Origin of the sequence: Chryseobacterium tagetis (assembly GCF_016735585.2) — a bacterium.
Taxonomy (GTDB): domain Bacteria; phylum Bacteroidota; class Bacteroidia; order Flavobacteriales; family Weeksellaceae; genus Chryseobacterium; species Chryseobacterium tagetis.
This window is the reverse complement of sequence record NZ_JAERSE020000001.1, coordinates 135,183-159,240: the sequence shown is the minus strand read 5'-3', so window position 1 is coordinate 159,240 and position 24,058 is coordinate 135,183. Positions and strand designations below refer to the sequence as shown.

Below are 24,058 nucleotides of genomic sequence, written 5' to 3'. Positions count from 1 at the left end.
TTATTAAATTATTAGTTTTTCAAAATCTGAATCGATACAGGATGTATTTTTTACGGCATCTTTTAAATATCAATTTTCATATTATAAAATCCATTATCTAAACATATCTTGTAAAAGAAGTAAATCCTATTTTTTCAAAAATTTGATATTTTTATCTTTCGCTTTAAAAATATAAGTTCCAGGAATCAGTTCTGAAATATTAATCGCTTTTCCGGGTTGATAAATTTCTTTTCTTACTAATTTTCCATCTATAAAGTAAATGGCAAAATCTGTCGCTCTGTCAAGCCCTTTAATATTGATTTCATTCTTTGCAGGGTTTGGATATAATGCAAATTCATCTTTATTAATCTCCGAAGTACTCAATGTATTATCCTGTATTACCGTTGAATTTTTCTCAACAATCTGGTATTCGTAATTGAATTCTACACTGGCTACAGGAAATGCAACGGATTGTGTAAAATATTGGTTGTTCACCGTATTGTCTAAAGCAAAATACGCAATCTGGCCTCCTGTTCCTGTTACTTTAATCGGCAAAGGCATTTCATAAAAGCTTACAGAAGAATGACTCTGGGTTTGTGAAGCTTTGAAGGTAATCTGGTTTCCTGTCTGCTTCCATCGGATATCATAAGTAGGATAGCCTTGCCCGTAAATCCAGTCATTAAAAAATTCGGTAAGGTCTTTTCCTGTAGATAACTGGATAGAATTTTTAAGATCAGTCGTTCTTACATAGTTATATGCTAAAGCAGGTCTTGCATGATAATCTTGTAAAGCCTGATAAAAAGCAGTCTCGCCTAAAATCCATTTGATCATTCTCAACACATATCCTCCTTTAGAATACGATAATCTGCCATTAAAAATAGCACTGATACTATTTAAATCAGCATCTGAAACATATACACTTCCACCGGGAGCACTAGTAATAAAATCCTTTTCTGATAATAAAAAGTTCATAAAATCAGTATTGGTCATCAGTAATTTTTCATTTGCCAAATGCGCTCCAAATGTTGCGAAACCTTCATTAAGCCATATATCATTCCAGGCTCCGCAAGTTACCTTATCACCAAACCATTGGTGAGCCAGTTCATGCGCAATAAGACTTTTATCCCAACCTCCCATTGAGCCCATTGTCTGATGTTCCATTCCTCCTCCGTATTCAAACTCCATGTGCCCATATTTTTCATTTCTGAAAGGATAAGGTCCGAAATACGTTTCAAAGGTATTCATCACCTGTTTGGTCCAGTTGATATTGGCCATACTTGTGGTATTATTTGCCGTAGAAGGATACACATAATTAATAAATGGAAAAGGCGGCGTTCCCATTGTATCTGTAATTTTCACATAATTAGTAACCGAGATTGCAATAAGATAGGCAGCCGTAGGATACATTGTTCTCCAGAATGTAAGTTTTTGTCCGGGTGGCAGTATCGTTTCAGACATAAGAAGCCCGTTTGCAGCCACATTATACTGGGAAGGCGTTGTGATTTTAAAATCAAACCGATCAATCTTATCATTCATACTTTGCTTGGTTGGGAACCAATCCTGTGCTCCGTAAGGCTCACTTAAAGTAGAAAGAATCGGAGATCCGCCTTGAGAGCCCGTTGAAAAAGCATTGTTTGCTGTTGGTGGAGTTCCGGAATACTGAATGGTAAGAGAATCTAACACATTTGCAGGAAGTGCAGCTGGAAAATCAATTTTCACTTCTTTTGTTGTCAATTGTTGAAAAGTAAGGTTCTGATTGTGATACTTTACCTGAGAAACCGTCAACGTATTGGAAAGATCAAAGTAAATATTACTTATACTCTGATTCGGTTTAAAATGAGACGTTACCGATCCTGAGATCATATACACCGAAGGATCCAGACTGATATCCATCCTCTGATACTGAAGATCATAATTCAGGGTATTCGGATTGGTATTGTAAGCTGTCATTTTATTGGTAAACGATTTCATTTCCTTGGCACGGAATGATTTCATTTCAATATTTTCATGCTGTGCAGAGATCTGCTGGAAAGTAAGAATACTTAGTATCAGAAGATAAAAGTGTTTCATTGTAAATTATTATAAATCAAAGATAAAAAAAAACCTTCTAATCAATGATTAAAAGGTTTTTAGAATTATAATTACGGATATGTTAAAGTTCCAGTGTAGGTTCTATAATTTTCTCCATTCTCTTCTTCACCATATCTACAGAACCTGCATAGTTGTTTACCAAAAGTGAAAATACTAAAGTTCTTCCGGAATTGGTCTTAATATACCCTGCAAGTGTTTTTACCTTGTTCAGAGTTCCTGTTTTTGCAAAAACCTGTCCGTTTCCGGTGATATTAAACATTCTTTTTAGCGTTCCGGATTGTCCGCCAATCGGCAATGAAGTCAGATAAGTGCCATAATACTTCTCATTCATTAAAGAGGTAAGATATTTTGCCTGAGCAATCGGAGTTACCGTATTGCTTCTGGATAATCCGCTTCCGTCTATATAATTTAATCCTTCTGCATCAAAAGCGATGTCTTTCAGGTGGTCTTTTACAACCACTCTTCCACTTTCACTGGTTTGGTCTCCTTTCTTGAAAAAACCTACGGTTCTCAGTAATGCTTCTGCAAGGGAATTATCACTATGCTGATTGGTATAATAGATAATATCACCCAATGTCGGAGATTTATAGGCAGAAACCAATTTTCTGCTTTCCGGTGTTGCATCAGTCATTTTTGGAGTCACTTTTCCGGTTACTGCAATTCCGCTTTTCACCAAAGTTGTTCTGAAGGTATTGGCAAGATAAGCAGGTGCATCGGGTAATTTTGTAGTTAAAGCTCCGTCTCCTTCATATTTTTCTGCATAAACCATCTGATTGGCATAAGGAGAAACATAGAAGAATTTTTTATCCGTCGATAAATTATTCTTTTTTACGATCAGTTTTTCATTGGCTGGGCTGATCTCGCGGGTTGTCCCTACCGGTAAATAGTAATTGTTATTTTCTAGCCACACAACATTTTCCGGAAGTCTTGAAATATTACCTTTGAAAAGCGCTGTCTGAATAATAATATCACCATTTACTTTTTTTATGCCCTCGTTTGAAAGTCCGCTCACAAAATCTGAAATGATTTCTCTGTAAGATAAAGCCCCTGCTTTGTTTGTTCCTAAAGAAGGATCTCCGCTTCCTACAATATACAAATTCCCATTCAACACTCCGTTTTCATCAACTTGGCCTGAATATTCAAGCTGCGTCATCCAACGGTAGTTTTCTCCCAACAGATTCAGTGCTGTCTCTGTAGTCAGCAGTTTGGTTGTGGAAGCAGGAACTAAAGGCATATTTTCATTGTACGAAGAGATGATCTTTTTGGTTTTAGGATCATACACTACGAATCCCCAACTTGCGTTTTTCAACACGGGATCCGTTATCATTGTATTTAGATTTACATCTATCAGTTCTTTTGGCGACAGAATAGTTTTTTCGATCGCAGCCACAGGAGAAGGCAGATTCAAAGCAACTTTCTGACTGTCGTATGCGGGAGTAAAAAGAACCGTAGAAACGGTAGACTGAGCGAGGAATAAACCAGAAGCCAATACCGTAATACCTGAAATATATTTTCTGAATTTTACCATCTAATTTTTTTTTTTTACTCAAATTGGATGGCACAGAATAACCAGAGTTAAATCTAAAAGCACAACCAAACATATAAGCAACGATCAAATGTAGAAATTATTGCTATTAATCAGACATTTAAGGTATAATAAAACGTTATAAAGTTTGTTAAAATTTGTTAAAAATCAACAAAAACGTCTTTTTTGATGCTTTGGTATGCCGTGATTTCGTCAAATTCTTTCAAACTTAATAAAACCATCTTTTTAAATATTTCGTAGTTTTTTCCTCTCGGAAGCTTCAATAAAATCTGAAACTGGTATAAATTATTAAGTCTTGCAATCTGAGATTTCTCAGGCCCCAATACACAGTCTTCAGGAAGATATTTTCTTAAAACGGAACCCAAAAACTGAGAAGCACGATTTACTTTATCTTCTCTTCTGTGCTTAAGCTCAATCATAATCAGCTTGGTGAAAGGCGGATAATGAAATTTTTGACGTTCGGTTAAGATATATTTATAAACCTTTGCAGGATTATTCATTTTAATCAATTGAAAAACAGAATGATCCGGATTAAAAGTCTGAATTAAGACTTTTCCTTTCCCGGAAACTCTTCCTGCTCTTCCGGAAACCTGCGTAATGAGTTGATAAGCTCTTTCTTCTGCTCTGAAATCCTGAACATACAACATAGAATCTGCTTTGGGAATAGCTACCAACTCGATATGATCAAAATCCAAGCCTTTAGAGATCATTTGAGTTCCTACAATAATATCAGTTTCTCCGTCTTCAATTTTCTCGTATAATTTTTCGTAGGCAAATTTCTTTCTCATCGAATCCACATCCATTCGATCTACCTCGTTTTCAGGAAATAATTTAGAAACTTCCTCATGAATCTGCTCAACGCCTACTCCTCTTTCATTCAGGTTTTCCGAATGACATTTCGGACAGGTTTTCGGTTTTGAAGCTCTTTGGCCACAATAATGGCATTTCATTTCGTTTGCAGCCTTATGATAAGTCATCACCACATCACAATTCGAGCAATAATTGACATATCCACAAGACTCACATTCTATTACATTCGCATAACCACGGCGGTTATGAAGCACAATCGCCTGATTTTTTTCGTCTACGGTCTTTTTCAATTCATCAATTAATCTCAAAGAAAAATTTCCGGATACCTTTTTGGAATCCTGAGCTTCTTTAAAGTTAATCAATTCATATTCAGGAAGGGTTACTTTTCCAAAACGTTCTTCAAGAAAGACATATTTTATCCTGTCTTTTCTTGCATTATAATAGCTTTCAACAGATGGTGTTGCAGAACCGAGAATGACATGAGCGTCATAAAAATTTCCTAATACCAATGCAGCATCTTTTGCATTAAAAAAGGGAGAAACTTCTCTGGGTCTGTAAGCAGAATCGTGCTCTTCATCTACAACGATCAATCCTAAATTCTGAAAAGGTAAAAACAACGCATTCCTCGTTCCAATAAGGATTTTAATATCATTTTGCCTGATTCTTCTCCAGACTTCCACCCGTTCAAAATCGGTGAGCTTCTGGTGATAAAAGCCAAGCTGCCTTCCGTATTTTTTTTCTAATCTTTGGGTAATTTGTTTGGTTAAAGAAATCTCGGGAAGTAAAAACAGAACGTTTTTTCCTTCATTGATACATTCTTCAATTTTTTCTAAATAAATATGCGTTTTTCCGGAGGAAGTTACCCCGTGAAGCAGGACATTTTTTCCTTCTTCAAAAGCTTCATCAATCGCGATCTTAGCCTGTTTTTGAGATTCGGAAAGCTCTTCGATTTCTTCAATTTCTCCTTCATAGCTTTCTATACGGTCTTTTTGCATAGAATATTCTTCAACCAGATTTTTATCTGCCAAAGCTTTGAAATGCGAACTTCCGAAATAACCGTCTTCAAACAGATCAGATTTTTTAATATATCCATCAGGATTCTCCGTCTGTTTTTCTAAAATATGAAGGAAAAGATCTTTTTGCTTTTGGGCTCTTTTTAAGCTTAAAATAATTTCCGTAAGATTCTGATTTTTTAAAACCTCATCATTAATTCTGACATAAGCCACTTCTTTAGCTTTATATTTTTCGGCAATTTTTTCATCAATTTCGATGTACTGCAGATCGATCAAAGAATTAATGGTCTTAATAATATCTTTTTTCGGAATGAAGGCTTCAATATCTGTCAAATTAATCAGTTGTCGGACTTCGAGTGCCTGAATAAGATACATTTCGTTGACGTCCAGATTTTCAAAATCAACGGTAACATTAGGCTTTAATTTTAAATAGGTTTCACTTTCCAGTTTCAAAGAAGACGGAAATGCAAAACGGTAAATTTCTCCCAACCCAGATAAATAATATTCGGAAAGCCAGTTCCAGAATTTAATCTGCTCCTGTGGAACAATCGGTTTGTCATCTAAAAGACTGATGACTTCTTTGGCAACAAAATTTTCCGGTGCATTGTCATGAAGCTCGAAAACAATCCCTGTATAGATTTTCTTACCGCCAAAAGGAACCAAAACACGCATTCCTACCTGAATTTCGGATAGTAATTCCTCAGGAACTTTATAGGTAAAAGATCCTTTTAAATTTAAGGGTAAAACAATTTGGGCGTAGTTCAAGAGAAATATTTAAAGTGTAAAATTAATTTTTTCTTTTGTGAACTGCAATAATTTCTGTTCTTATAATGCTTATCAGCTCAACTTTAAAATTCATCAGCGATTTATGAAAAGAAAGGGCTTTGAATTGAATTAAAAAAGCAATTCAATAATTTGATACCAAAATGCTGAAGTAAATAATCCCACTATAATACTAAAACCAATCGTCAAATTCGTCAGCTTTGTGTTCAATCTGAACTGTTCAGCAATGATGCTTGAAGTAAGAACGGTCGGCATGGCAGATTCAAAAATGGTGATTTTGGCAATATTTCCTTTTATTCCGAATAAAAATGCCAATCCTAAGGTAATAGCCGGAGCCAAAATCAATTTATAAAACATAGAAGTGGACATTTGAGGAATCAGTTTTTTCCAGCCATTGAATTTTAATTGTAATCCGACTGAAAATAATGCCAATGGACTTACAGTCGCTGCCAGTTTATCAAAAAACGGTTCTGCTACAGTAAAATCTATAAATTGTGATAAGATTAATGCTGCAATACAACCTACCAACGGAGGAAAAGTGATCAACCTTTTCAGAATGAATGTTGCGCTTATTTTTCCTGACTGGCTTCCTCCTCTTAAAGCTGCAATAATTCCTAATGTGGAAAGAGAAAAAAACATGGTCTGATCACAAATAATGGCAATACTCAAAAAACGTTCTCCATAAAAAGCGGAAACAAGCGGAAATCCTATGAATGAGGTATTGCTGTAGCCGCTTACCAGTTCCAATGTACTTCTTGAACGTCTGGAATATCCTTTGCTTTTGCTGTAAAACATCATAAAGAAAAAGCAGAAAACTGAGGTAAGGAAAGTCGCTATAATCGGGAAAAGCATTTCTGTAGTCCAGTGAACTTTTGGTAAGTATTTGAACGAAACCGCCGGAAGCGCAAGATACAGAATCCAAGTATTGATGCCTTTATTCGCATCGGGATGAATGGATTTTGTGGCTTTGAAAACCATTCCTGCAATAATACACACCGCGATCAGAACAAAATTCGCCATAGTTGATAGATATACTACAAATTTAAGATTGATTTTCTAGTTGATAATCAAAACTGATATTTTTTACATAATTTTTGTCATTCCGTAGGAATCTAGACTGTATAATTTTAGCCTAGATTCCTACGGAATGACAAATACTATTATTAATGCATTGTATCGAACAAACTCATCACCTCCACTTTTTCCAAAGGTTTTGAGAGTTTGATTCTCATTGAAGTATTCGGAAGCAAGTCGAAGAAATTATCACTGAAATGAGTGTCCCCGATTAGATAAACATCTTTCGCCAGAACATCTGTAGAAACTTCGATTTCTGTAGAAGAAATTTTCTTGATCTGAATATTGGGTTTTGGAAGTTTTAAATCTTTTGGTTTTACAAAAAAATGGTTCATTTCAGCAATGATTTGATCTTCTTTGTCCCGAATAATCACATTGAGATAAATTTCATTTTTATTGGCTTCACCAATTACATCATTAATTACTAAAGGATCAAATTTTAAAATATGAGTATCTAAAACTTTTCCTTCAGGAACACTCACTGCGGCAGCCAAACTTTCTCCATTAAACTTAGAAATATCAAATTCTATGGTAACATCTTCAAACTTTTTCAACGCATCATTAATAGCATAAAAATTCACAACCCCATCTTTTTCTTCCGTTAAGATCACTTGGCTTTCAAAGCTTCTCTTGATTTGATAATGCAACGCTTTCCAATTTCCTAAATAGTCGATTGATGACCATGAAACCACCGGCCAACAGTCATTCAGCTGCCAGTACAAAGTTCCCATATTATAAGGTTTTGCACGACGATGCGCTTCAATCGCAATCTGCATTCCGCGAGCCTGAAGCAGTTGAGAAACGTAATTGTACTTCACAAAATCTGTCGGAATTTTGTAATCCCTTTTCATATAATTATCGATGATATCCCAACCTCTCGAATGTTTTTCGTGCGCTTTTATTGTTTCGTTTTGTAAGTTTAGATCTGGAACTCCAGAGAACATAGATTGTATAGTTTCCAAAGTAGGCATTCCCTGAAATCCGTATTCTGAAGCAAATCTTGGAACTTTTTCGTTATAAATTTCAAATGGCTGTTCTCCCCACCAAACTCCCCAATAATGAGAATCACCTTCTGTTAAGCTTTCTTTGTGTCCCCAACCGATGGATGGTGAGCTTGGCCAGTAAATTTGCTTATCAGTTGTTGCATATTTTTTAATGGCATTTGGAATCACCTCATGAAACATTGTGTTATAATCTTTCCAAACCTGCAGCGAATCTTCTTTTGAGTACTTGAATTGCTTCTGATATCCCCAGTTTACGATCGCTTCATCAACCTCATTATTCCCGCACCACAACGCTAATGACGGATGATTCTGAAGTCTTTCGATCTGATCTTTGACTTCCATTTCAACATTCTTTTGGAAATTTTCGTCAGAAGGATAAAAACTTCCTGCAAACATAAAGTCCTGCCAAACCAATATTCCGTTTTCATCACAGACTTTGAAAAATTCATCATCTTCATAAATTCCGCCTCCCCAAACACGAATCATATTCATATTCGCTTCTTTGGAATCTTTAATTAATTTCTGATATTTTTCTTTGGTAATTCTGGGCGTAAAACTGTCAGAAGGAATCCAATTGGTTCCTTTTGCATACATTGGATTTCCATTCACTTTAAAATAGAAAGATTTTCCTTTTTCGTCTTTTTCCTTAATTAGCTCAACTATTCTTAATCCAATTCGTTCAGACTTTTCTGCAATCGTTTTCGAATCTTTTTGTAATGAAATTTTTAATTGATATAAATTCGGATCGCCCCAACCGTTAGGTTGCCATAATTTTGGATTCTGAATCTGATATGGAACTGAAATTATATTTATTCCAGATTTTAAAGTAATTTTTTGAGATTTGTTATTGACTGAAATATTGTAATTTCCTTCTTGTTCAGCAAAGATCTCCGCATGAATGTTTAAATCCGCTTTTTGCCTGGTTAAAACTTTTTGTTCAATTTTTACATTTTCGAGCTTAGCCTGATTCCAGAAATTTAATTGTACCTCTTTCCAGATTCCGGCAGTCACCAATCTTGGTCCCCAATCCCATCCGAACTGATATTGTGCTTTTCTTACATAGCTTCTTGGAGATTCAGGCGTTGTAAAAGGAACTTTTTTTGCCAGTTCTTTTCCTGCATTTACCGCAGATTTAAATTTAATCTGTAAGCTATTTTCACCAATTTTTAAGTTTTGCTTTACAGGAATCGTCCACTTTCTGAACATATTATCTGTGGGCTGTAATAATTTTCCGTTCAAATAAATTTCGGAAAACGTATCCAATCCATGAAAGACCAAATCAATATTCTGATTGGCCAATTCTTTTGATGAAATATTAAATGAAGTCTGATAGTCCCAGTCTTCATGTTCTACCCACTGAACTTTTTTCTCATTTTCATCTTTGTAAGGATCCGGAATGATCTTATTATTCATCAAATCCAAATGAACCGTTCCCGGCACGGAGGCCGTGAACCATTTATTTTCTTTGGAGTTTTTGAACTGCCATTTTTCTGATGATAGGTTTCGCTGGGAAAACTGGGCGAATAATATATTCTGTATGAAAAGAAAGGAAAAAAGTAGGGTTTTATTCATCAACAGTTCGATTTAAATTAAAATTTAAACGTATAATTTGTCATTCTGACGAAGGAAGAATCTAAACAATGAAAAGAGGTTCTTCATTTCGCTTCGCTACATTCAGAATGACAAACGTTATAAATATTTTTTCAGGTCAGTTTATCTACTTTTCAAAGCAACCACCTCATCCGGATTCGCAAACGCTCCCCCGTCAGTAATCGCAGAAGAATGGAAATATCCTGCTTTGGTAAACTCTCTTACCTCTTCAATATTGGTAGAACGAAGTCCGCCCCCCACAAGAATTTCAATTCTTCCGTTGGATAATTCCACTAACTTTTTCAAGTTTTCTTTACCTTCTGAAACATTAGGTTTCTGACCGGAAGTGAGAATTGTTTTAAAACCACAATCTATCACCTTTTCTAAAGAATCTTCTAAGCTTTTTGCACGGTCGAAAGCACGGTGAAAAGTACATTGATAGGGCTTTGTCAGTTCAACCAATTCTTTATTCTGTGCTATGTTTACCTCATCATTTTCATCTAAAATTCCGAATACAAAACCATCAACATTTAATGTTTTTAATTGAATCAATTCGGATTTCATTTGTGCAAATTCTTCATCAGAATACGTAAAATCTCCACCACGAGGACGGATCATCACAAAAATCGGAATATTGATTTTTTCTCTCAGTAATTTTGCTGTTTCAAAGTTTGGAGTTGTTCCGCCTTCGCTTAATCCGTCGCATAATTCTATTCGGTCTGCTCCATTTTCAAAAGCGATAATTGCAGACTCAGGATTGAAACATGCTATTTCTATTTTTGACATTCTTTGTTCAATTTAATTTACTCTTTTTCAATAACATCTGCGATCAGAAACTTATTGTCTTTTTTGACAACACCTATTTTACGTTTAAAAATGGCTTTGGCTCCCTCATCAACTAACTCCACATCAAAAACGAATGCTTCATCTCCTGAAATAGCATCCAATTCACATTTCTTCACCTCAATATTGGTCCAGTCCTGTGCAGAGATTAAAAATCCCGTATTGATTCCAGCATATTTTGTATTGTATTTATTTTCCCATTTTTTCTGGAATTCTTTTAAACTCAGGCTTCCATCCACATCCATGTCTACGTTTGTTGCTTCCGTTTTGTATTGATAATAGTCTTTTGTGGTGATATCCTGCATTATTTTCTGCTGTTTAGAAATATCCGCTTTAAAATAACTTACAATACTAGTTTTCAACCAGTTTTTTGCCGCTTCAGCTTCGCCTTTAATATCGGTTACTTCTTTATTTTCTATTACAGAAGTATTAGTATTTTCATCTGCTTTCTTAGCATCTTTACAGCTTATTATGAAAAATAAAGAAGCTACAAGTATATATTTCATCATTAAATTGATTGATTATTTTTGTTTTAAAGCAAATTCAGGTTTTTCCAGACGATTTCCTTTCTGGTCATATACTGCAAAATTAAATCCGTCCTGAATACAATACGAACCATATTCTCCTTTTTTATTAATTGCAATAAAGCCCACCTGAATATCTTTCAGATTTTTATTTCTTCTTTGAGTAATTTTCACAATTCTCTCAACCGCTTCTTTACATGCCTGTTGTGGATTTTTGCCCTGTCTCATTAATTCAACAACTAAATGGGTTCCAACAGTTCTGATCACTTCTTCACCGTGACCTGTCGCTGTTGCAGCCCCGACTTCATTATCCACGAATAATCCGGCTCCGATAATTGGAGAATCTCCTACTCTTCCATGCATTTTGAAAGCCATTCCGCTGGTTGTACACGCTCCTGAAAGGTTTCCGTTGGCATCCAAAGCGATCATACCAATAGTGTCGTGGTTTTCAATGTTTACAATAGGTTGATATTTGCTGTCCTTCAACCATTCTTTCCATTCTTTTTCAGATTCAGCGGTCAGAATATTTTCTTTTTTGAATCCTTGAGAAACGGCGAATTGCAAAGCACCATCACCCACCAACATGACGTGCGGCGTTTTTTCCATGACTGCTCTTGCCACTGAAATCGGATTTTTAATATTTTCCAGGCAAGCTACCGAACCAATATTGTAGTTTTCATCCATAATACAGGCATCCAGCGTCACTCTTCCGTCTCTGTCAGGACGACCGCCGTAACCAACACTTCTTTCGGTCGGATCATTTTCAACTAAGCGGACTCCTTTTTCAACAGCATCTAAAGCGCGACCTCCCTTTCCCAGAATGGTCCAGGCTTCTTCGTTCGCTTTTAATCCGAAATTCCATGTGGAAAGAACGATGGGTTTATTGACTGTTTTATTATTTTCAGGAAGTTCTTTAGCGATCAGATCCAGCGGATTTATGGCCAATGCCAAAGAAGCTACTGCGGATCTTTTTATGAATTTTCTTCTACTCTGCATGTTCGATTTATTTGGCTCACAAATTAGCAATTTTCAGTTTAGTATAAAAGCAAAAAAGGCAGCAGATTATTTTCTGCAGCCTTTTCTGATATTTATCTAACAATATTTATTAATGAGGTAATTGATCTCTAAAATATCCGTAAACCCAAGTTCCTAAAATCGCACTTAATAAAGTGATGATTACGGCAAAAGCTCCCGTTCCGATTTGCGCGAAAAGAGGTCCCGGACAAGCTCCCGTAATGGCCCAACCAAAGCCGAAGATCAATCCTCCGAAAATCTGTCCTTTATTAAATTCTTTAGGAGCTATGGTAACAGGTTCTCCGTTCAATGTTTTGATCTTAAACTTTTTAATCAGCCATACAGAGATCATTCCTGTAAGCACCGCACTTCCTATGACTCCATACATGTGGAATGACTGCAAACGGAACATTTCCTGAATTCTGAACCAACTGATGATTTCAGCTTTTACAAAGACAATCCCAAATAATATTCCTACCAAAAGGTATTTGAGGTTATGATACCATTTATGTTGAGCGCTAATTTCGTTATTACAAGCTACATTATTATTTTTCATTGCTTATTTTTTTAGAGTGAAAGGATGATTGGCAATACGACATTTGCCACAAAAAAACCACCGATCATAAAACAGATCGTTGCCACTAAAGACGGCCATTGCAGATTGGAAAGCCCCATAATCGCATGACCACTCGTGCATCCTCCTGCATAACGGGTTCCAAATCCTACCAAAAATCCACCAACAACCATTGTTATAAAGCCTTTTAAGGTTAACAGACTTTTAAAATTCATTAATTGAGTGGGTACAAGATTGCTGTAATCTGTGATTCCGTATCCTGCCAATTCTGTTTTAAGTTTTGGATTTACAATGATTTCTCCCGGATTTATTAAAAAATAGGCAGAAAGCATTCCTCCAAAGAAAATACCTAAGACAAAGAACAAATTCCAACTTTCTTTTTTCCAGTCGTATTTAAAAAAATTGATATTTCCGGGAATACAGGCTGCACAAATATGTCGCAGCGACGAACTTATCCCGAAAGATTTGTTTCCTAAAATCAGGAGTATTGGGACGGTAAGACCTATCAGCGGACCAGCAATATACCAAGGCCAAGGTTCTTTTATAATATCCAGCATAAGTTATTTAAGTATTGATATAATTTATTTCTTTTTGAACTGACAGAAAATAAAGTTCTGAACAGTATTAAACGGGGTAATATGATCTTCTGTAAAAGATTTTACCAGTTCAAAATCCTGCGAAAATATTGCGTTCAGTTTCTCTTTATCATATTGCGAAATCTGCAAACCGCTGCATTTTTGCGGACCATTTACAGAAAACGTTCCAATAATCAGCGTGTCGGAAACTGCATTTTTTACAATCTCTACGTATTTTTGAATTTCTTCTTCTGTGGTCAGAAAATGAAAAGCCGCTCTGTCATGCCAAATATCATAGGTTGTATTGGGGTTAAATTCTATAATATTTGTAGCAATCCAATCTATATTTTTAGCTTGATTTCCTAATCTTTCTTTTGCTTTTTCCAATGCTTTTGCAGAAATATCCAAAACGGAAATGTTTTTAAATCCTTTTTCCAGTAAAAAGTCCGTCAGATGACTGTCTCCACCGCCAATATCTATAATTTTTGAAGACTTATCTTTCGAAGCCTCTTCTATAAGATCCAAAGAGGTTTGCGGAATTTTTTGCGTCCAGCTTACTTCATCAGGATTCTTAGTTTCATATACATTTTCCCAATGGTCTTTATCATCCTGTTGTTCAAAATTTATCATTATTTCGCTCTATTTTTTCATGAATATTATGTTGTAAAAGTAAGGCACATTTTAACTAATATAAGGAAAAACCTTAGTCTGACATACAAAATCGCTTGTAGGAATATCAGTTTGTGCAATCGCGTTGAATCCTCCTTCAATTTCGATAAAATTTCGGTAACCTCTTGCCTGAAGTATGCTTGCTGCCATCATACTTCTGTATCCGCCTGCACAGTGAAGATAAAAATGTTCTTCCTGATCAATCTGAGTCATCCATTCATTGATATACGCCAAAGGTTTATTATAAGCTTCATCGATGTGTTCTGCATTATATTCGCTTTCTTTTCTTACATCGATAATTTTCACAGTTTTATTCTTTATTTCGTCTTCAAACTGCTTTGCAGAAATACGGTGAATTGAATCTATTTCTTTTCCGCTATTCTTCCAGGCTTCAAAACCTCCTTTTAAGAAACCTAAAACATGATCAAACCCTACTCTGCTCAGTCTGGTAATTGTTTCTTCTTCCTCATTTTCATTAGTCACCAATACAATCGGTTGTTTTACATCTGCAATTAATGCTCCTATCCACGGTGCAAAATCTCCATCCAATCCTATATTAACAGATTGTGGAATAAAACCTTTTGCAAATTCATGATTGTTTCTCACATCAAGCACTAAAGCTCCTAAAAACTCTACTCTTTCTTCCAATTCTTCAGGAGACAAAGCCTGTGAAGCATAAGATAACACCTCATCAAAACTTTCGTATCCATTTTTATTCATTGATACGTTCATCCCAAAGTAAGCCGGAGGTGGCAAAAGTCCTTCTGTTACCGCTTTTATAAAGCTTTCTTTATCTTTTTGGTTTAACGCATAATTGGTTCTTTTCTGATTCCCCAATGAGTCTGTTGTTTCTTTCTGCATATTTTTACCACAGGCAGAACCCGCTCCATGAGCCGGATACACAATAATATCATCATTCAAAGGCATAATTTTTTGATATAAACTTTCATAAAGCATCCGCGCCAATTCATCCTGAGTCATCTCTGCAGCTTTTTGGGCTAAATCAGGGCGTCCAACATCTCCCAGAAATAATGTATCTCCGCTGAACAATACTTTTTCTTTTCCATTTTCATCAATTAACAAATAAGAAGAACTTTCCAGCGTATGTCCCGGAGTGTGCAGCACTTTTATTTTAATCTTTCCAATTTCAAAAATCTGATTATCTTCGGCTATAATCGCTTCAAATTCGGGTGTTGCTGTGGGTCCATAGACAATAGGAGCACCCGTTTTTTGGCTTAAATCTACATGACCACTTACAAAGTCTGCATGAAAATGGGTTTCAAAAATATATTTAAGGGTTACTTTATCTTTTTCCAACCGGTCAAGGTAAGGTTTTGTTTCTCTTAAAGGGTCTATAATTACTGCTTCTCCGTCAGAAATAATATAATACGCTCCCTGAGCTAAACATCCTGTATAAATCTGTTCTATTTTCATTTTTAATAAATTTTGTTTTTGTTGAATACAAATTTCCTGCTTTAGTATTTCTCCTACCGCTACTTTTGTTACATAAGGATTCTACAGAAAAATTTCTTTAATGATGATATAAAATCCCATGATCAAAATGAACCATCCGAAAGCCGGTTTAAGCTTTTTTCCATCGATTTTTTTTGATAAATAAGACCCTATTATAATTCCGAGAACAGCAATTGCTGATATGGATGACAGAAATCTCCAGTCAATCGTAGTATGATGAATTGAGGAAAAAAATCCGATCAGAGAGTTTACAGAAATGATGACCAGAGAAGTTCCGATTGCTACCTTCATTGGGGTTTTGAGAAGATTAACCAATGCCGGAATAATCATAAATCCACCTCCAGCTCCGACTAATCCTGTTAAAATCCCAACGACAGAGCCTTCTCCTGCTGCTAAAAGTGTATTATTTTTATTTGTTTCGCTTTGATCCTCTTGTTTTCCACCTTTCCGGATCATTTTATAGGAAGCAAGGATCATTAATCCTGCAAAAATCAACAGCAGGAAAATATCTTTAGTAATCATCAAATGATTGATGGTAAAAACTTCCTCCGGAATGAGAGGTAAAAGATAGTTTCGGGTAAGAAAAATAGAAATCACAGACGGAATTCCAAAAACGACGGCAATTTTAAGATTGACCAATCTTTTTTTGAAATAAGCCAATGAACCAGTAACACTACTGATTCCAACAATAAAAAGCGAATATTCCGTGGCAACTAATGCATCTATCTCAAAAAGATAAACCAGAACGGGAACGGTAAGAATACTTCCACCTCCCCCGATTAATCCTAAAGAAACACCAATTAAAACAGCCGCGATATAACCAAAAATTTCCATTTTTACTTCCTTCTCAATTTGAAAGCAAAAATGGAAATTCCTCTATTTCTGTACCGCTACTTTTGTTACATAACTTAAAATAAAAGTTGAATTTTATTTCTGCCCAGCTTCAGCTTTCCTTCTTCTTCCAGCTGTTTCAGCAATCTGGAAACAACAACTCTGGCTGTTCCCAATTCGTTTGCCAATTGTTCGTGAGTGATGATAATGGTATTAGAATTCGATAATTCTGATTTTTTCTGAAGCAGATTCACCAATCTTTCGTCTACTTTTTTGAAAGCGATTGCGTTGATAATATCCAACAATTCTTCGAAGCGTTTATGATAAAGGCGGAAAATATAATCTAGCCATTCCGGATATTCTTTGATAAAAAGAGAAACTTTATCTACAGGTAAAAACAGGATCTCGGTATCTTCTTCCACTTCAGCTTTTACAATACTTTTTTCATTGTGCATTCCGCCCAAGAACGACATAATGCAGCTTTCTCCGGCTTTGATGTAGTGTAATAAAATCTCGCGTCCGTCCTCCTCGGTACGAATGACCTTCATCATTCCTTTCATCACAATTGGAATCGAACGGATAGAAGAGTTTTCATCTAAAATAATATCTCCTTCCTGATACGTTTTGGTGATTCCGTATTGATAAAGCTTTTTAACCAGTTCGGGAGAAGAATTAAATTCTGAAGATAAAACCGTGTTTTCCATAATGCTATTAAATTACTTACTAATTTACGCCAATTTCATCTACAAAAAGCCACGCTTTTGAATCCGCACCCGGATTTCCCGTAGGAATGATCCCTGCATTTTCAATTTTAACTTTGATATATTTTGAGTTTTGATTTCCTATGGTAAGCTTAATTTTCCCTTTTGCATTCAGGATTTCTTCCTTCCCTATTTCTTTAATCATTTTAAAATTTGCTCCGTCATCAGAAATAAAGATTTGTGCTGATTTAGCAAAATGAATCCAGCTTCCTTTATTATCCAATGTGTTAAAATAAACTTCTGAAAACTGAGTTTTCTGTCCGAAATCAATCGTTGCTACCACATCTTTTCCCGGGAATCCTAACCATGTTTTTCCTAGTTGTCTTTGGTTTCCGATAATTCCGTCTACCAAAGTGAAAGCTCCTCCAAAAGAATAATTCTCACTCGGCTGCTGCTCCAATGTAATTTTTTTGCCAGTCGTTTTTGAAACCGTAAAAGTTTGTGAAGAAACTGCACTTTTCAATTGTCCGTTTTCAAAATAAGCAGATTTTACCGTTAATGATTTTGAAACCGAAACAGGACTTTTATAAACCTGAGAATTTACTGTTGGATCAGTTCCGTCTAATGTATATCGAATTCCATTAGGATCCTGTGATGTGGAAAGTTCGTAAGAAACGCCATTATTGGCAGCCGTTACTTTTCCAGTAATATTATAGATACTTTTTGCATAATTCACTCCCATTTTATCCAAGACTTTGAATTCATTGATCACTCTGCCTTCAAATTCTTTATAGTTTTTAGGATCTGCTGTTCCCCATCCCACTTCAGAAAGCGCGAACAATCTTGGAAAAATCATATACTGAACCTGCTTAAAGTCTAAAATATATTCTGTCCATAAGTTTGCCTGAACCCCTTTGATAAATTTTGCCTGTTCTTTGTTCAATTCGCTCGGAATCGGGTTGTAAGAATAGACTTTATCTAAAGGCGTAAATCCTCCGAAAGCATTCGGCTCTGTAGCAGGATCTCCCTGATAATGATCGAAATAACAATAAGATCCCGGTGTCATGACGGCAAAATGTCCTGATTTTGCAGCTTCAATTCCTCCATTTACTCCTGTCCAGCTCATTACGGCAGCATTGGGTGCTAATCCACCTTCTAAAATTTCGTCCCAACCGATAATTTTTCGCCCTTTTGAATTGACATATTTTTCAATTTTATGGATAAAATAACTTTGTAAGCCATGTTCATCTTTTAAATTATTTTTTTTAATCAGTTCCTGACAATGTGCACATTCTTTCCATCTTGTTTTCGGGCACTCATCACCTCCTATATGAATGTATTCAGACGGGAAAAGCGTCATTACTTCATCCAAAACATTTTCCAAAAACTTGAACGTTTCATCTTTAGGGCAGAAAACATCGTCAAAAACGCCCCATTTCGTTGCCGGTTCAAAAGGTCCCTTTGTACAAGCCAACTCAGGATAAGCAGTCAATGCAGCCAGCGCATGGCCCGGCATTTCAATTTCAGGAACCACTGTGATGTGCCTTTCCTGTGCATATTTTACCACTTCTTTAATCTGATCCTGTGTATAAAAATAAGGACCATAAGGTTTTCCGTCAAACGTATTATCAACATACGCTCCGATCATCGATTCTTTACGCTTTGAACCAACTTGGGTAAGTTTCGGATACTTTTTAATTTCAATTCTCCACCCCTGATCGTCTGTTAAATGCCAGTGAAAGGTATTTAACTTATACATTGCCAAATAATCGATATACTGTTTTACTTCTTCAACCGTGAAGAAATGACGGCAAACGTCCAGATGCATTCCACGCCAAGCGAATTTTGGTTCATCTTCGATTTTCATTGCGGGTATTTTCCCTGAGTCTTTATACTGTTCAAATAATTGGATCAAAGTCTGGAGAGCCAGAAAATACCCCTGTTTTGTATAAGAATTTATGGTAATACGTTTTGAAGAAATATAAATGGAATATTTTTCTTTTTTTTCGTCGTCCTTGTTCGATACATGTGATATTGTTGGCGGATAGAATGAGTGTACTATATGAACTTTATTTTGATTTTTTTCATATTTAAATGTAAATGCCTTATCAAAATGCTTCTTAAAGTATTCTGTTTCTTCTTTAGGAAGATATTCACTTAATATCAATGCTTTAGGAATTGTAAATTCTCCTTCTGAAAATTCAATTTTTTGCGGATAAGGAATTAAATTCAGTTTTTTTTGAGAAAAGATACAGCTTGAAATGAATACAGAAAATACCAGTAAGAAACGCAACATTTTATTCTATTAAGATTTTAGCGAATATACTTATTTTCCTAAAATTGTAATGATTGATTTAACTTATTACCAATGAAAATATCTAATTTTGCATAAAATATACAATGAGAAAAACAATTTTATTAGCTGGAATGGTATTATTTTCAGTTTCGGCACAGGCACAAATTCTTGATGCCATTAAATCTGCTGTAAAAGATAATACCGGTATTGATCTGAATACGCCTGTAAAAACAACGACTTCAGCAACGACTCCCAAAAGTACTTCTACAACTTCTTCTCCGATCAATCTTGGAAGCCTTAGCTCAACACAAATTTCATCAGGATTGAAGGAAGCTTTAAGTCTTGGAGTAAATGAAGGGGTAAAAAAATTGGGTGTAACTGATGGTTTTTTGAAGAATGAAGCTGTAAAAATCTTAATGCCTGAAAAACTACGAAAAGTTGATACGACTCTTCGTTCTTTAGGATTGGGAAGTCTAGCTGATCAGGGTGTAAAATTGCTGAACAGAGCAGCTGAAGATGCAGTCACTGAAGCCGCTCCTATTTTCACCAATGCCATCACCTCAATGACCATTACAGATGCAAAAAATATTCTATTGGGTACCGACAATGCCGCAACAAACTATTTACAAACCAAAACCCAGACTCAGCTTTTTACCGCTTTTCAGCCTAAAGTAAAAGCTTCTCTTGGAAAAGTAGGTGCAGACAGTGTTTGGAAAGGGATTATTTCAAAATATAATACGTTAACGGGACAATCTATTACTACCGATCTTAACGAATATGTAACCACCGAAACCATCAATGGTGTTTTTAAAATGGTTGCAGAGAAAGAAAGCGGAATCAGAAACACCCCGGCAATGAGAACAACGAGCATTTTGCAGAAAGTGTTTGGAGCGCAGGACGCGAAGTAATTCTTTCCAGTCTTAGACCTCTGAATTTTATTATATTATAAAATATTTTCAAAACATAAATCCATCTTACCAACTTTGTAAGATGGATTTATGTTTTTTTTTGACTTGTCAACAAATTTTTCAATTGAATATTGACTTGAAATTCTTTCAATTTAATATCCCACATTACGTTTCTTTTTAATTACATCATTTTCATGATAAGGGATACTTTTCCAAATAAGAAATTTTGATTTAATTTCTATAATAACTCCATTTTTTTGAACGTCAATATTATTTCAAATTAATGTTATCTTGTTTCATAATAATTTTTCATAGATGAAAGAAAATTTGTTATAGCTCCATTTTTTCGGGAAAATAAAAACTCAAAAAAAACCAAAAACGTGATAAAAATCATGTTTCAATGAATAAAAACAATAAAAATAAATTGCTGAAAATCAAATAATTAAATATAAAAATTAACATTACGTTAAAAAACATTAATATTTTATTAAAAAAAGTTTAATATAGAAAGCAAATTAAAATTTCGAAATGCGCAATCGATTACACAAATTTTTTAATTAATTTTTCAATCAAGTATTTGAGAAGTAGCTAAGCTCAGGTTTCTTGTTGAAAAGCAAAATTTAACACATCAAAAAATTAAAATTATGTCATTCGAAAAAATAGCAGAATCTGGCTTTCGGGTTCGTCAAAAGCTTGCTGTTTTGTTCCTGTTTTCCTCTGCGGTAGTTTTTGCACAGCAAGGCAAAGAGGTAAGTGGAAAGATCACAAACGACAAAAAGGCTCCTATTCCTAATGTAACGGTAAAGGAAGAAGGTACAGAAAACTCCGTTACAACCGATGCAGAAGGTAATTTCATTATTAAACTTTTAAAAGATCAATCCTCACTTTCTGTTGAGAATGATGGTTTTCAGCCGCAAACCGTTGCTGTGGATAACCGTTCATTTATCGCGATTCCACTAAAGGAAGAAAGAACTAAAGCCATTGAACAGGTCGTTTTAGTAGGTTACGGAAGTGTAAAAAAATCAGATCTTACCGGTTCTGTCAATACTTTAAGTGCAGATAAGATTGTAGAAAGAAATACAACAAGTCCGCTTGAAGCAATACAGGGAAGTATGGCTGGTGTGAATATCACTTCAAACTCAGGAAGAGTGGGTGACGGTTTCAAGATGAGTATTCGCGGCAGCAATTCCCTCATCTCATCAGGAAATCCCTTGTTTGTAGTAGACGGTGTACCTTCGGATAATATCGATTTTCTTAATCCTCAGGATATTGCCAGAATGGATGTTTTGAAAGATGCCTCTTCAGCGGCAATCTACGGCTCCAGAGGAGCAAGCGGGGTTGTTATTGTCACCACCAAAAGTGGGGCAACCGTAAAATCAGGAATCAATGTTTCGGTGGAAACATCATACGGAATAAGAACAGCAACCCGTCTTCCCAAAATGATGACGGGAGCAGAATGGTGGAATTTTCACCAAGCAGCGTATCTGAGTGCGACACCAACTACCCAGACACCGGCACAATTGGCTACTCTGGCGGGAAATCAAAGTCCATTATTAGTTCAGCGAGCCAATAACGGATATAATTTTGACTGGTACGATGCGGTATTGCAACCTGGTGTTATGCAGAATCATTATGTAAATATTTCAGGAAGATCAGATGGTGGATTAGGATATAACCTTTCTTTTGGTGTTCAGGGAAATGACGGTATCATTGCTAATGATTCTAATGACAAGTATACTTTTAAGCTTGGTATCAATCATAAAATCAATTCTAAATTTACTACAGGAGCCAATATTACCGTGGCAAGAACGGTTACAGAATATGGTAGCGACACTGCCATGCGTTCAGCATTCAGTTTCAGTCCGCTTATGTCACCTTATGCTGTTGATGCTAATGGAAATGATATTCCCGGACAGTTGTTTTTGCTCCCCGGAAAACTTACTTATCCTGACGGTTCGTGGGCCATCAATAAAACAAGTACAATAAATCCGTTGTTAGAGATTGCCAATTCAAGGCAAAATGAAAGAACCTGGCAGACTTTGGGGAATTTATTCTTCCAGTATCAGCCGAAAAAATGGCTATCCTTTAAAACAACTTTTTCTGCAGGATTCTCAAATACCAATCTCGGAATATCAAATACTGCTCAAACCAATATCGGGATTGCCCTTATCAACAAAAACTCTGCATCGGTAGCTAAATCAGAAAATTTCAATTATACCTGGGACAACCAGATTGATTTAAAATATACATTTAATGATGTACATGATGTGAGCTTGCTACTCCTTCAAAGTTTGTATTCCAATGAAAATGAATCATCGTATGGGTATTCAAACGGACAGCCTTTCAATTCAGAATTTTACAATTTAGGATTTGGTCTTCAAAGCAGTTATCAGCTTCAGGCCCCTCCTTACATGAAAAGAACCCTGAACTCTTATGCTGTACGATTAAATTACGCATTTAAAGACAAATATTTATTGACAGCATCTACAAGATGGGACGGCTCTTCTGTATTGTCTACAGGTAATAAATGGACCGCTTTTCCTTCTTTGGCATTAGGATGGAAAATCAATAAAGAATCTTTTCTTGAAAATGTAAAAACCATTTCAGATTTAAAACTGAGAGCCAGTATCGGGTATACAGGAAATGATAACGTAGCTCCCTATCAATCACTTGCACTACTGGATCAACAAACTTTTTATGCCAATGGAAATGAGCTGGTTCCAGGATTACAGTCTTCTGTTTTTGCCAATCAATCTCTTACCTGGGAAAAAACGCGAGAGCTTAACTTCGGTTTGGATTTCGGCTTTCTCAGAAACAGAATCACAGGTTCGGTGGATGTATATGACCGTCTTTCAGAAACTTGATTTACAGACAACAATTACCCGCAGAAATGGGTGTAAAATATATCTATGGGAACGTTGGTTCTGTAAGTAACAAAGGGGTTGAAGTCATGCTCAACACAAAAAATATAAAAAGTAATCTCATTACTTGGGAAACTACTTTCACTTTCACTAAAAATGTAAACAAACTTGAATCCATTTACAATCAGGATCAGGTAAGTGACAAAGGAAATAATCTTATTTTGGGATCTAGTTTAAATCCTAATTTTAATTATGTATATGATGGAGTCTGGCAGGAAAGCGAGGCAGCTCAGGCAGCAGCTTACGGAATGGCACCGGGACAGGCAAGACCTAAAGACATCAATGGAGATGGTAAGTTTGATGCTAATGACAGAACAGTGATCGGCAGTTCTGTTCCGAAATGGCAGGGAAGTTTTTATTCAAGGTTTACCATAGGGAAATTTGATTTTAATTTTTCGATCATTACCAGTCAGGGACAAACGGTTTTAAGTACATTCCATCAAAACTTTGCTGATGTTTCAGACAGAGGACGCCAAAAAATGGCCATGGAGTATTTTGTACCGACCAACAGTGCAGGAATTGCTTCGAATGCCAATAACAGCAACCCAAGACCCGGACCTGTAGCAACCGGAGCCGGAGCATTCTGGTCAACAGGATTTGGCTATTACAGAGATGTATCATTTACCAAAGTAAAAAATATTTCTCTAGGATATACTTTTGAGCCAGAATTTCTTAAGAAAATAAAAATGACCAATTTAAGAATTTACGTAAACGTTCTTGACCCTTTTGTATTTACTAAATTCGACGGATATGATCCGGAATGGGCTGCAGCGAATATGGGAGTAAACAGACCCGCTGCAATAACTACACAATTGGGATTAAGTGCTAAATTTTAATTA

The 24,058-nt window shown here is 35.7% G+C and carries 18 protein-coding genes; 3 read left to right on the top strand and 15 right to left on the bottom strand.

Features of this window, described 5'->3' with window-relative positions; all coding sequences use genetic code 11:
- Positions 1 to 126 precede the first annotated feature (126 nt).
- The 15 genes from JI747_RS00640 to JI747_RS00570 form a co-directional block, all read right to left on the bottom strand.
- Positions 127 to 2,049, bottom strand: a complete 1,923-nt coding sequence (locus JI747_RS00640) for a M1 family metallopeptidase (protein WP_225685540.1) — start codon at positions 2,047 to 2,049, stop codon at positions 127 to 129.
- Positions 2,050 to 2,131: 82 nt separating this feature from the next.
- Positions 2,132 to 3,598, bottom strand: a complete 1,467-nt coding sequence (gene dacB / locus JI747_RS00635; RefSeq protein ID WP_225685538.1) for a D-alanyl-D-alanine carboxypeptidase/D-alanyl-D-alanine endopeptidase — start codon at positions 3,596 to 3,598, stop codon at positions 2,132 to 2,134.
- 158 nt (positions 3,599 to 3,756) lie between these two features.
- Positions 3,757 to 6,204: a replication restart helicase PriA gene (gene priA / locus JI747_RS00630; protein WP_225685536.1), complete on the bottom strand. Its 2,448-nt coding sequence runs from the start codon at positions 6,202 to 6,204 to the stop codon at positions 3,757 to 3,759.
- A 129-nt stretch (positions 6,205 to 6,333) separates the two neighbouring features.
- Positions 6,334 to 7,242 (bottom strand): AEC family transporter, encoded by a 909-nt coding sequence (locus tag JI747_RS00625; RefSeq protein ID WP_225685534.1) that lies wholly within the window; start codon positions 7,240 to 7,242, stop codon positions 6,334 to 6,336.
- A gap of 143 nt (positions 7,243 to 7,385) precedes the next feature.
- Positions 7,386 to 9,872 (bottom strand): beta-mannosidase, encoded by a 2,487-nt coding sequence (locus JI747_RS00620; RefSeq protein WP_225685533.1) that lies wholly within the window; start codon positions 9,870 to 9,872, stop codon positions 7,386 to 7,388.
- A 141-nt stretch (positions 9,873 to 10,013) separates the two neighbouring features.
- Positions 10,014 to 10,676 (bottom strand): copper homeostasis protein CutC, encoded by a 663-nt coding sequence (locus JI747_RS00615; RefSeq protein WP_225685532.1) that lies wholly within the window; start codon positions 10,674 to 10,676, stop codon positions 10,014 to 10,016.
- Positions 10,677 to 10,693: 17 nt separating this feature from the next.
- Positions 10,694 to 11,242: a hypothetical protein gene (locus JI747_RS00610; protein ID WP_225685531.1), complete on the bottom strand. Its 549-nt coding sequence runs from the start codon at positions 11,240 to 11,242 to the stop codon at positions 10,694 to 10,696.
- Positions 11,243 to 11,254: 12 nt separating this feature from the next.
- On the bottom strand, positions 11,255 to 12,253 hold the full coding sequence (locus JI747_RS00605) for an isoaspartyl peptidase/L-asparaginase family protein (RefSeq protein ID WP_225685530.1): 999 nt from the start codon (positions 12,251 to 12,253) through the stop codon (positions 11,255 to 11,257).
- A 109-nt stretch (positions 12,254 to 12,362) separates the two neighbouring features.
- Complete coding sequence (locus JI747_RS00600) at positions 12,363 to 12,827, bottom strand: DUF6691 family protein (RefSeq protein WP_225685529.1); 465 nt, start codon at positions 12,825 to 12,827, stop codon at positions 12,363 to 12,365.
- An 11-nt stretch (positions 12,828 to 12,838) separates the two neighbouring features.
- Entirely contained in the window at positions 12,839 to 13,402 is a 564-nt protein-coding gene (locus tag JI747_RS00595) for a YeeE/YedE family protein (RefSeq protein WP_225685528.1), read from the bottom strand.
- Between the two features lie 24 nt (positions 13,403 to 13,426).
- Positions 13,427 to 14,050, bottom strand: coding sequence for a class I SAM-dependent methyltransferase (locus JI747_RS00590; RefSeq protein ID WP_225685526.1), 624 nt, complete (start codon positions 14,048 to 14,050; stop codon positions 13,427 to 13,429).
- 51 nt (positions 14,051 to 14,101) lie between these two features.
- Positions 14,102 to 15,523, bottom strand: a complete 1,422-nt coding sequence (locus JI747_RS00585) for an MBL fold metallo-hydrolase (RefSeq protein ID WP_225685524.1) — start codon at positions 15,521 to 15,523, stop codon at positions 14,102 to 14,104.
- A gap of 81 nt (positions 15,524 to 15,604) precedes the next feature.
- A complete protein-coding gene (locus JI747_RS00580) occupies positions 15,605 to 16,396 on the bottom strand; it encodes a sulfite exporter TauE/SafE family protein (protein WP_225685522.1) in 792 nt (263 codons plus the stop codon).
- A 74-nt stretch (positions 16,397 to 16,470) separates the two neighbouring features.
- Entirely contained in the window at positions 16,471 to 17,097 is a 627-nt protein-coding gene (locus tag JI747_RS00575) for a Crp/Fnr family transcriptional regulator (protein ID WP_225685520.1), read from the bottom strand.
- A gap of 19 nt (positions 17,098 to 17,116) precedes the next feature.
- Positions 17,117 to 19,390, bottom strand: a complete 2,274-nt coding sequence (locus JI747_RS00570; RefSeq protein WP_225685519.1) for a glycoside hydrolase family 20 protein — start codon at positions 19,388 to 19,390, stop codon at positions 17,117 to 17,119.
- Between the two features lie 104 nt (positions 19,391 to 19,494).
- Here JI747_RS00570 and JI747_RS00565 point away from each other — a divergent pair, with 104 nt between their 5' ends.
- From JI747_RS00565 to JI747_RS00555, 3 genes are all read left to right on the top strand, one after another.
- Entirely contained in the window at positions 19,495 to 20,298 is an 804-nt protein-coding gene (locus tag JI747_RS00565) for a DUF4197 domain-containing protein (protein WP_225685518.1), read from the top strand.
- A 644-nt stretch (positions 20,299 to 20,942) separates the two neighbouring features.
- Positions 20,943 to 23,162, top strand: coding sequence for a SusC/RagA family TonB-linked outer membrane protein (locus tag JI747_RS00560; protein ID WP_225685517.1), 2,220 nt, complete (start codon positions 20,943 to 20,945; stop codon positions 23,160 to 23,162).
- A complete protein-coding gene (locus JI747_RS00555) occupies positions 23,159 to 24,055 on the top strand; it encodes a SusC/RagA family TonB-linked outer membrane protein (protein WP_225685516.1) in 897 nt (298 codons plus the stop codon). Before JI747_RS00560 ends, JI747_RS00555 begins: the two co-directional genes overlap by 4 nt.
- Positions 24,056 to 24,058 lie beyond the last annotated feature (3 nt).

Coding starts and splice junctions, on each gene's coding strand:
- JI747_RS00640 (WP_225685540.1), bottom strand. CDS start 2,049: ATGAAACACTTTTATCTTCTGATACTAAGTATTCTTACTTTCCAGCAG.
- dacB (WP_225685538.1), bottom strand. CDS start 3,598: ATGGTAAAATTCAGAAAATATATTTCAGGTATTACGGTATTGGCTTCT.
- JI747_RS00625 (WP_225685534.1), bottom strand. CDS start 7,242: ATGGCGAATTTTGTTCTGATCGCGGTGTGTATTATTGCAGGAATGGTT.
- JI747_RS00620 (WP_225685533.1), bottom strand. CDS start 9,872: ATGAATAAAACCCTACTTTTTTCCTTTCTTTTCATACAGAATATATTA.
- JI747_RS00615 (WP_225685532.1), bottom strand. CDS start 10,676: ATGTCAAAAATAGAAATAGCATGTTTCAATCCTGAGTCTGCAATTATC.
- JI747_RS00610 (WP_225685531.1), bottom strand. CDS start 11,242: ATGATGAAATATATACTTGTAGCTTCTTTATTTTTCATAATAAGCTGT.
- JI747_RS00605 (WP_225685530.1), bottom strand. CDS start 12,253: ATGCAGAGTAGAAGAAAATTCATAAAAAGATCCGCAGTAGCTTCTTTG.
- JI747_RS00600 (WP_225685529.1), bottom strand. CDS start 12,827: ATGAAAAATAATAATGTAGCTTGTAATAACGAAATTAGCGCTCAACAT.
- JI747_RS00595 (WP_225685528.1), bottom strand. CDS start 13,402: ATGCTGGATATTATAAAAGAACCTTGGCCTTGGTATATTGCTGGTCCG.
- JI747_RS00590 (WP_225685526.1), bottom strand. CDS start 14,050: ATGATAAATTTTGAACAACAGGATGATAAAGACCATTGGGAAAATGTA.
- JI747_RS00585 (WP_225685524.1), bottom strand. CDS start 15,523: ATGAAAATAGAACAGATTTATACAGGATGTTTAGCTCAGGGAGCGTAT.
- JI747_RS00580 (WP_225685522.1), bottom strand. CDS start 16,396: ATGGAAATTTTTGGTTATATCGCGGCTGTTTTAATTGGTGTTTCTTTA.
- JI747_RS00575 (WP_225685520.1), bottom strand. CDS start 17,097: ATGGAAAACACGGTTTTATCTTCAGAATTTAATTCTTCTCCCGAACTG.
- JI747_RS00570 (WP_225685519.1), bottom strand. CDS start 19,390: ATGTTGCGTTTCTTACTGGTATTTTCTGTATTCATTTCAAGCTGTATC.
- JI747_RS00565 (WP_225685518.1), top strand. CDS start 19,495: ATGAGAAAAACAATTTTATTAGCTGGAATGGTATTATTTTCAGTTTCG.
- JI747_RS00560 (WP_225685517.1), top strand. CDS start 20,943: ATGTCATTCGAAAAAATAGCAGAATCTGGCTTTCGGGTTCGTCAAAAG.